The sequence below is a fragment of the uncultured Ruminobacter sp. genome (assembly GCA_902764345.1).
Taxonomy (GTDB): Bacteria; Pseudomonadota; Gammaproteobacteria; order Enterobacterales; family Succinivibrionaceae; genus Ruminobacter.
In genome coordinates, this window is record CACWVT010000037.1 from 23,340 (window position 1) to 30,031 (window position 6,692).

8 protein-coding genes are annotated in these 6,692 nt (G+C 41.4%); 4 read left to right on the plus strand and 4 right to left on the minus strand.

Annotation, left to right across the window (positions count from 1 at the left end; translation table 11 throughout):
• Positions 1-122 precede the first annotated feature (122 nt).
• The 4 genes from QZU58_RS07320 to QZU58_RS07335 all read right to left on the minus strand — a co-directional run bounded on the left by QZU58_RS07320 (position 123) and on the right by QZU58_RS07335 (position 2,854).
• Positions 123-395, minus strand: a complete 273-nt coding sequence (locus tag QZU58_RS07320; RefSeq protein ID WP_294495873.1) for a hypothetical protein — start codon at positions 393-395, stop codon at positions 123-125.
• Positions 392-775 (minus strand): hypothetical protein, encoded by a 384-nt coding sequence (locus tag QZU58_RS07325; RefSeq protein ID WP_294495874.1) that lies wholly within the window; start codon positions 773-775, stop codon positions 392-394. The genes QZU58_RS07320 and QZU58_RS07325 overlap by 4 nt, the downstream gene beginning before the upstream one ends.
• 1 nt (position 776) lies before the next feature.
• On the minus strand, positions 777-1,463 hold the full coding sequence (locus QZU58_RS07330; protein ID WP_294495875.1) for a DUF4417 domain-containing protein: 687 nt from the start codon (positions 1,461-1,463) through the stop codon (positions 777-779).
• A 293-nt stretch (positions 1,464-1,756) separates the two neighbouring features.
• Positions 1,757-2,854, minus strand: coding sequence for an ImmA/IrrE family metallo-endopeptidase (locus QZU58_RS07335; RefSeq protein WP_294495876.1), 1,098 nt, complete (start codon positions 2,852-2,854; stop codon positions 1,757-1,759).
• Positions 2,855-3,191: 337 nt separating this feature from the next.
• Here QZU58_RS07335 and QZU58_RS07340 point away from each other — a divergent pair, with 337 nt between their 5' ends.
• The 4 genes from QZU58_RS07340 to QZU58_RS07355 all read left to right on the plus strand — a co-directional run.
• Positions 3,192-3,326: an SHOCT domain-containing protein gene (locus tag QZU58_RS07340; RefSeq protein ID WP_294495877.1), complete on the plus strand. Its 135-nt coding sequence runs from the start codon at positions 3,192-3,194 to the stop codon at positions 3,324-3,326.
• A gap of 45 nt (positions 3,327-3,371) precedes the next feature.
• Positions 3,372-4,931, plus strand: a complete 1,560-nt coding sequence (locus tag QZU58_RS07345; RefSeq protein ID WP_294495878.1) for a recombinase family protein — start codon at positions 3,372-3,374, stop codon at positions 4,929-4,931.
• Positions 4,928-5,356, plus strand: coding sequence for a hypothetical protein (locus QZU58_RS07350; protein ID WP_294495879.1), 429 nt, complete (start codon positions 4,928-4,930; stop codon positions 5,354-5,356). Before QZU58_RS07345 ends, QZU58_RS07350 begins: the two co-directional genes overlap by 4 nt.
• A partial coding sequence (locus QZU58_RS07355) for a recombinase family protein (RefSeq protein ID WP_294495880.1) occupies positions 5,349-6,692 on the plus strand: 1,344 nt, incomplete at its 3' end. The genes QZU58_RS07350 and QZU58_RS07355, both read left to right, overlap by 8 nt.

Here is a 6,692-nt window from a genome sequence, read left to right on the forward strand (position 1 = left end):
GCATAGTTGAGTATCAAGTCCTGCTTTTGGGTAGGTTGTAGATAGCGTTTTGATGTCAAGGTAGCGGAAAAAATAGACAAAAGAGCCAGTAGTGATGAAGGTATGCTGGCTCTAGAAAATTATCAATCTTGACCAAGTAATTCGGTGTAATCATCCATAATGACATCAGATTGCGGATCAGTATTACACTCACTTTTTCTATAAAGTCCAAAAAGCGCCACCCTTCCATCAGGAAGCATAGTATCTTTTTCGTTATACATAGAACCAGTATGTAACCTATATTCTGTTCCATGAAAGGAAAAATCAAGTCCGTACCAATGACCATCTGACGGTCCCCACTCCCCAACATATTGAGATGTAAACTCATCAAGTGATTTATACTCATTTATTCTCATTTCAAATTAAACTCCTTTTTAATCCTATTGGCCAATTTTAATTCCTCCGGAGTTGGTGATATTCCAGGATCATTCTTGTTATGACTCATATGAACGTGCCTATGAGGCTGCACTTTTTTATGAGGATGACAAAAGTCAATACTAACAGCTTGTTGATGCTTTTCATCATAATAAGCAAGATGTTTTAACACCCCGTCCTTAACAACGGCATATACACGTCCGGCAGTATGAGAAAATTCCGGTGCCTTTACACTGTTAGAATCCTGATAAACAATGATAACGTTAGGATTTGTGGATAACACACCTATTTTATGATAATGCTGACCACCTTCAACAAAATCAAAACTTTCTAAATCTATAAAAGCGCCTCTTGAACCCATTTTACTTTCCCTCCATGATGGTGAATACTTTCTCATTAAACAAAGAAATTTGTTCATACTTTCTGTTAAATCCATCAACATACTTAAAGCCGATAAAAGTACCAAACATACCTTTTATCATATCCCCATATACAATAATCAACGAGGGATTAATTCTTGCCATCATTTGTTTAAACCCCATAAGAAAGGCATCAATATTTGAATGGCATCCTAATGTAGAAATTGCAACTACAGAACCGTACTCTATTCCCTCAAAACACAAATCATAAGTATCTGGTAAAGCCCAAGCGACAGTTGGTATAACTTTGCATCCGTAATTTTGCCATGTTCGTCCTAGCCATCTTGACATATAAATGTTATGCCTTATGTCATTAATGTTCATAGATGGATAAACACTAAAATCCGGTGAACATACTGCTGCAAATGATTGCCAAAGACACACTTTTTTCAACGGATTGTTCCATAATCTCAATAATTCCTTATCATAGTTAAACATCAGCAATAAAGAATTTTTATTATTTGTATTAACTGAAGCATTTTTTAAGTTTGTTACTTTAATGCAATTCCAATTAATATCTGCGATATCAATTTTTCTGATAATAGGTCGCTGGTAAGCATCCAGTTCACAACCGCCAACTATCGGTCTCAGGATTTTAAACTTTTCATATTCCGATAATCCTTTATTCATAAAATCTCCTAATTTTTATGAAATTGTAAACAAATAAAGAGTTCGGAAATGCAATGCTTGAAAAAATAGGCGTAGATAGTCTACAGTGACTAACATCACAATAAAACAAATTGACTTTAGAGTGATGTGTGCTAACATGAACTTGTCCAAGGTTTGTGTCAGCACTCATTGCTTTCCAAACTGCTTCGAATGTGCGACAGGTGACATCTGTCGCTTGTTGTGCATTCGTCCCATGTCACGGGATCTTGCGTCATGTACTACATGGTTAATTCTCCATATTCTTTACTACCAATTTATTCAGCCCACTTATAGTGTACCACCTTGCTTGCATAGTCTGCCCACTCCAGAAATTCATCTTTCTGAAGCCGTCCTAGCACAACGTATGGCTGTACTCCAACATCATGAGCGAACAATTCTATCTCTTGCCATGTCGGCTTTCGCCTCAGACCAATAAATGCTCTATACTTCTCTGGTGGGATCAAAAAATCTCGTGCCCATCTGTCTGCTTTGAACTCAATCTCACTGTCAGATGAATCAAAGTCAACCGAGCGGTTTTCATAGTCTTTATGGAATATATGTGCAATTTCGTGGAATAACGTAAACCAGAAAGTATCTGCTCTACCACCTCTGATTGTCAGACAGAGTATCAGTTTATTATCGTCTGTCTTTTTTATAAAACCCTGAACGGGAGCACCTCTGAAGTGTTTAACAACATTAAAGGCAATTCCGCAAGGAGCTAAAAGTTCCTTAAGTTTACGGCATCCATCTTTTAATTCATCGAACATTAAATGCTTAATTTCATTTAACTTCAATTTCAGTAAATCCAGACTGAGTTCCGAATTAACGAACTTTGTATCTGTTGTCAGTTCGCAAAGATATTGCCACCCGAAAAGTACGTATCTATCAATCTTTACGTTTGTTGCCAGTTGTGCTCTGAAAGCAGCTCCCTTACAAGGTAGTTTGGGAATTAGTGTTAAATCACTGATTTTCAGCATCTTTCTTAGCTCTAAAATTTTATCTATGTTAGATAAGTTTGGAGCTAACATTCCAATTAGAATCAAATGATTAATAATGTCTTCTAAGTAATCTAAGGCCCTGATTTCTTCAGTCGTAATATTGTTTTTTTCCTGTTCCTCTAGTATGAAAATATCATATTTATTTTGCAGATCTTGCCAATATCTTGCCTTATCTTTCGGCTCATCAGAATTAATTTCGTCAACATGAAAGACATACCCTAGTTTTTTGGCAAAGCTTGTGGTGATGTTTCTTTCTTTTGAAATTAATGTGTTAATATGTTTTTCAGTGACACCGGTTCTGGTGGCTAGTTCTTTTCTAGTCATTCCTGTCTTTTTGAGCATTTGCTCTATTATCTTTCCCGGATGTTCACACATATCTACTGTCCTTACTACCATAACATATACAGTATAGTACCATATAAGAATATACTGACACAAGTGCACCTTGCACCGGATTGGTATAAAATTCTTGGTAGTGCGATTTTAGCTTTTACGGTATATAGTATATAACATATTTATCATACCACAACACAAGAATAATGAAAAATCACCTATTTTTTAACAAAAAAGTCTAAATTTATTAACCATGTCACATTCATGAATTGTGTTGTTCACCAAACAGCCAATCAGCCACATTCCCAAAAATAAATCCGCTCAAAATCGCCCTTCACGTCCAGTAGATTGTAGGAGGTAACGATTTATGAACGAGTTAATGACAGCACCTACAACTGACGAAATAATCCGCAACGCCCAGTACCATCAGGCACAGAGAGTAGTGGAGTTACTGCTTTCCAAGGGACTTATCACCCCCGTAGAGTACGAGAAAATCACAGACATCACAAGTTGATATAAGTGTTGGTTAGAGTGATTTATATACAAGGGAGGACGAACAGTGAAAACAGTAAGAAAAATAGAACAGAATCAGTCAGTTCAATGCTCCAGACTGCGAGTGGCGGCATACTGCAGAGTATCCACTGACTATGATGCCCAGCTTGAAAGTCTGGAAACGCAGAAATCACATTATGAAAATTACATCCGTCTGCAGGATAACTGGGAGCTTGCCGGGATTTACTTCGATGAAGGGATATCCGGTACCAAGTCGGACAGCAGACCGGAACTGCAGAGAATGATGGCAGACTGCCGGGCAGGAAAGATTGATTATATCCTTACCAAGTCTATCAGCAGATTTTCAAGAAACACCACGGACTGTATTGATTTGGTAAGAAGTCTTTTGAGGCTCAACATTCCGATTTACTTCGAGAAGGAAAATCTGAATACCGGTTCGATGGAGGGAGAGCTTATTCTGTCAATTCTCAGCTCAATGGCCGAGGATGAATCACGCTCAATTTCAAATAACAGCAAATGGAGTTTGGAGCGGAGGTTTCTGAACGGAACCTTCAAATCAAGCTCTTTACCTTACGGCTACAAAAGAGAAGGTGAAGACATTGTCATAATTCCTGATGAGGCAGAGATTATCAAACGTATTTTTGCCGAAGCCTTGGCTGGCAAAGGAGCTTATACCATCGCAAAGGGGTTAAACAGTGATGGTGTTCCGCCCATACGAAAAAATGAATGGAGCTCTACAACGGTATTCTGGATTCTGAGAAATGAATTTTACATCGGAGATGCGGTTTTTCAGAAAACCTTTACGGATGAATCCTTCAGCCGGCACCTCAACAAAGGCTACCTAACTAGATACCGGAGCAATGGTCACCATGAAGCCATTATCAGCAGAGCGGATTTTGAAGCAGTTGCCTTCATCATTGCTCAGCGAGCTTCAGAAAAAGGCATACCGGGAGCAAAAGCAAAATTCTTAGACCGCAGCGCCCTGTCAGGAAAAATCGTCTGCGGAGAATGCGGCGGTATTTTCAAACACCGGATTCACCATTCCTTATCAAGCAGAAGTTATTCTGCATGGTGCTGCAGTACCCACCTCCGAGACAAAAGCAGATGCTCCATGAAGTTCGTCAGGGATGAGACGGTAAAGTTTGCATTTTTAACCATGATGAACAAGCTCATCTTTGCCAAAGAGACCATTCTGATGCCCTACCTCAAAGCATTAAAGGGAAACTCTGAAAACAAGGATATGCAGAGAATCAGCACTCTTGAACAGCAGATTTCAGATATTGCCGAACAGCAGAATACCATCACCATGCTGATGGCGCAGGGGTGCATCGACCAGGTTCTTTTCAATCAGGAAAACAATGAACTGAAAGCCAGAGCAGCAAGATGCAGGACTGAGCTTAACGCCATCAAACAGAATTCCAAAGGTGAATGCGCCGTTATTAGAGAAACCTCAGAGCTTATCGCCTTTGCATCTTACAGCGAAATGCTCGCTGACTTCAGTGACGAAGTGTTCAGCAGATTTGTTAACAGCATTACTACAGTAACCCGAAACGAAATCAGTTTTGAACTTAAATGCGGTCTTACACTAAAGGAGGAAATTGAATGAGGAATACAGCTCTCGGTTACAGAATTGTTAATGGTAAGGCGGTTATTGATGAGAAAGAAGCCATAATTGTCAGAGAACTTTACCGTAATTACCTTGATGGTATGTCCCTGTGTGCCTCTGCGGAGAAAGTCGGTCTTAAGCTTCCGGCAAGCTCCGTCAGCAGAATTCTGCAGAACCGCCGTTATCTGGGAGACGATTTTTATCCGCCTCTCATTGATGAAGAAACCTATTCTCGAACTTTACAGGAAAGGGAACGACGTATGAAGGCGTTAAGCCGTACCAATCTTCTTAAGCCGAAGGTACCCAAAACCGCACCGGCTGAATTCTTCTTTTCAGATAAGGACAGCCTGCACAAAGGTACTCCGGCTGAAGTGGCTGAATACCAATACTCCCTGATTAGAGTTAAGGAGAAAACGAATGGCTAACGTAAAGATTATACCGGCAGATCCGCACAGAACAAAAAGCAAAGCCCGTATTGAAGAAACTCCGAAACTGCGCGTTGCGGCCTACTGCCGTGTAAGCACCGACACTGATGAGCAGGCCACCAGTTATGAAACTCAGGTGGAGCACTATACCGAGTACATCAGCAATAATCCTAAATGGACTCTTGCGGGGATCTATGCCGATGACGGCATCTCCGGCACCAACACAAAAAACAGAACCGAGTTTAACAGAATGATTGAAGCCTGTATGGCCGGTGAAATTGATATGGTAATCTCCAAGTCCATCAGCCGCTTTGCCAGAAATACTTTGGACTGCCTTAAATACATAAGACAGCTCAAAGCTCAGAACATTCCTGTTTACTTTGAAAAGGAAGGAATCAACACGCTTGATGCCAAGGGCGAGGTGCTGATTACCATTATGGCTTCCCTCGCCCAGCAGGAATCTCAATCCTTAAGCCAGAATGTCAAGCTGGGACTTCAGTACCGTTACCAGCAAGGCAAGGTGCAGGTGAACCATAATCACTTTCTCGGCTACACCAAGGATGCTGACGGCAATCTGATCATAGATCCGGTTCAGGCTGAAACCGTAAAGCGCATCTACCGGGAATATCTGGAAGGCTACAGCATGGACAAAATCAAGGCCGGACTTGAGCGGGACGGCATTCTGACCGGAGCGGGCAAGACCAGATGGCACACCTCGACCATCAACAAAATCCTCCGTAACGAGAAGTACATCGGTGATGCCCTGCTTCAGAAAACCTACACCACCGATTTTCTCAGCAAGACCAGAGTCAAAAACAACGGCATCGTACCGCAGTATTATGTGGAAGGTAACCATGAAGCCATCATTCCAAAAGACATCTATCTCAGAGTTCAGAATGAGCTTGTACGCAGACGCAGGGTTACAACAACATCGAGTGGCAGGAAATGCTCCTTCAGCGGTCACCATGTCTTTTCCCAGATGGTTTTCTGCGGTGAGTGCGGTGAACTGTTCCGCCGGGTGCACTGGAACAACAGAGGCGTAAAATCAATCGTCTGGAGATGCCTGAGCCGACTCAAACCCACCGGTCTTGAGTGCCACGCCAGAACTGTGAATGAGGAAGCCTTAAAGGCAGCATGTCTCTCTGCATTCAACAAACTTCTCGATAAGCAGGAAGGTTTTCAAAAACAGCTGGAAGAGAACGTTCGCGCCGTTATGACGATTGACGAATCCTCCGGAGTAATGAGTGTCTCGGCAATTGACGATGAGCTTGCTAAACTTCAGAAACAACTCATTCAGTGCGTTGAGGCCAGGAAGGACTACAAGGAAATTGCCGAC

What these genes read in the sequence shown, in the direction of transcription:
- QZU58_RS07320 (WP_294495873.1), bottom strand. Translation starts at nt 395, where the DNA reads ATGAGAATAAATGAGTATAAATCACTTGATGAGTTTACATCTCAATAT.
- QZU58_RS07325 (WP_294495874.1), bottom strand. Translation starts at nt 775, where the DNA reads ATGGGTTCAAGAGGCGCTTTTATAGATTTAGAAAGTTTTGATTTTGTT.
- QZU58_RS07330 (WP_294495875.1), bottom strand. Translation starts at nt 1,463, where the DNA reads ATGAATAAAGGATTATCGGAATATGAAAAGTTTAAAATCCTGAGACCG.
- QZU58_RS07335 (WP_294495876.1), bottom strand. Translation starts at nt 2,854, where the DNA reads ATGTGTGAACATCCGGGAAAGATAATAGAGCAAATGCTCAAAAAGACA.
- QZU58_RS07340 (WP_294495877.1), top strand. Translation starts at nt 3,192, where the DNA reads ATGACAGCACCTACAACTGACGAAATAATCCGCAACGCCCAGTACCAT.
- QZU58_RS07350 (WP_294495879.1), top strand. Translation starts at nt 4,928, where the DNA reads ATGAGGAATACAGCTCTCGGTTACAGAATTGTTAATGGTAAGGCGGTT.